Origin of the sequence: Cupriavidus sp. UYPR2.512, assembly GCF_000379565.1 — a bacterium.
Taxonomy (GTDB): domain Bacteria; phylum Pseudomonadota; class Gammaproteobacteria; order Burkholderiales; family Burkholderiaceae; genus Cupriavidus.
On the sequence record NZ_KB903062.1, the window covers coordinates 1 to 1762 of the forward strand.

At 65.1% G+C, this 1762-nt stretch carries 2 protein-coding genes; both read left to right on the forward strand.

The genetic code is table 11. The features are described 5' to 3' along the window. The first annotated feature begins 179 nt into the window (after nt 1-179). Nucleotides 180-713 (forward strand): DUF6431 domain-containing protein, encoded by a 534-nt coding sequence (locus A3A5_RS0119665; protein WP_026200928.1) that lies wholly within the window; start codon nt 180-182, stop codon nt 711-713. Between the two features lie 130 nt (nt 714-843). Then, nucleotides 844-1762 (forward strand): DDE-type integrase/transposase/recombinase (locus tag A3A5_RS0119670; RefSeq protein WP_018312243.1); only part of this gene is annotated, 919 nt, incomplete at its 3' end.

Here is a 1762-nt window from a genome sequence, read left to right on the forward strand (position 1 = left end):
TGTTACGTCGCGCTCAATTTGAGGTCCAACAGGGTGAGTTTGTCTCGCGTACGTTGAGAACGATTTCACGAACATCCCCGCGAACATCGCGAGACGCCGCGGGCATGAGATAGGCCGGTACTCCTCTGCTATCGTGAGACGGTTACCACACCCTCCACGAACACAGAACAGCCCGGCCTATGCTTCGGATCGTACATGCCTTTGTCTCGCTCGAACAGCATCTTCGCGCCATCGTCACCACGCCTAAGTCCTATCATCCCGGCCGCTGCCCACATTGCGGTCGCACCTGCCTGTGGGCACACGGCTTCTATGCACGCAAGGCTGATCGCAGTGAGGGCGGTACCCTCAATTCCGTGCCCGTGCCACGCTATTGTTGTGCCGCTTGCCGGCGTACCTGTTCTCGCTTGCCGCTGTGCATCTGTCCGCTGCGCTGGTACGGCTGGGCGCTGCAGCAGCTCGTGTTTGCCCTGATCTTCGTCGGGATGTCGCTGCGCTTCACCGCCGCCGTGGCCGGCGTCGATCGCCGCACCGTCCGGCGCTGGTGGGGCTGGCTCCTGCGTCGCAGTGACAACTTTGCCTTTGCCCTGCGAAGCCGCTTCCCAGAACTGGGCCGCACCGCCGATACCGCCGCATTTTGGTGCGCCTGCCTCGCCCTCATGCCGCTATGCCAAGCGATGGCCTGGCTCGACCTGGACGGCCTTGATGTCCCGTGATCGCATGATGGCAACACTGCGCGCGACACCCCTTCCGGCACGGTAACGGGCACCCCACACAGTCTGCCCACTGCCGCCGGCCCGATATTGGTCGTTTCATGACGTCTCGTTCAACTTCAACGTAGACTTCATGAACAACATCGATCCCGTGGCCCTGTTCCGGTTGTCCGTGCTCGGTCCCATCGTGAGCCGTGAGCGGCTCGAGCGCGGCGAGCTGCAGCTGCTGCTGCGTCAGCTCGCCCTTCAGGAGTACGCCATCCCCGGCTCGCGCCGCCGCCACATCGGCGAGCGCACCCTGCAGACCTGGTACTACGCCTGGCGGCGCGAGGGTGTCGCGGGCCTGGCCAGCCGGCCCCGTGCCGACACCGGCCGCTCGAAGCTGCCCGAGGCCGTGCAGGCCGCCGTACTGGCTGCCAAACGCGAGAACCCGCAACGCTCCATACGCCAGATCCGGCTGCTGCTCGAGTCCGCCGGGGTGGTGGCGCGCGGAACGCTCTCGCGTTGCGCCGTGCATCGCCTGCTCAAGGTTCACGGCCTCTCGCGCATCGTCGGCCCCGCCGTCGTTCCCCAGGAGAAGCGCAGCTTCGTGGCCGAGTATGCCGGCTCCATCTGGTACGGCGATGTCATGCATGGCCCAATGTTCTCGTTCGGCGGGGCACGCCGCAAGACCTATCTCGTATCGCTGTTCGATGATGCCTCGCGCCTGGTTGCGCACAGCGCATTCTGCCTGTCCGAGACGGCGTTGGAGATCGAAGGCGTTCTCAAGCAGGCACTGCTGCGCCGGGGTATCCCGCGCATGATCGTCGTCGACAACGGTTCGGCCTATCGCGCCGCAAGCCTGCAGACCATCTGCGCAGACCTGGACATTCGCCTGGTGCACTGTCAGCCGTACCAGCCCACGAGTAAGGGCAAGCTCGAACGCTGGCACCGCACCGTGCGCGATCAGTTCCTCGCGGAGCTCGATGCCACCCACATCCGCGACCTGGCCGACCTCAACTCCCGGCTGTGGGCCTGGGTCGAGCAGGTCTATCATCGCGAGCCCCACAGCT

What these genes read in the sequence shown, in the direction of transcription:
- A3A5_RS0119665 (WP_026200928.1), top strand. Translation starts at nt 180, where the DNA reads ATGCTTCGGATCGTACATGCCTTTGTCTCGCTCGAACAGCATCTTCGC.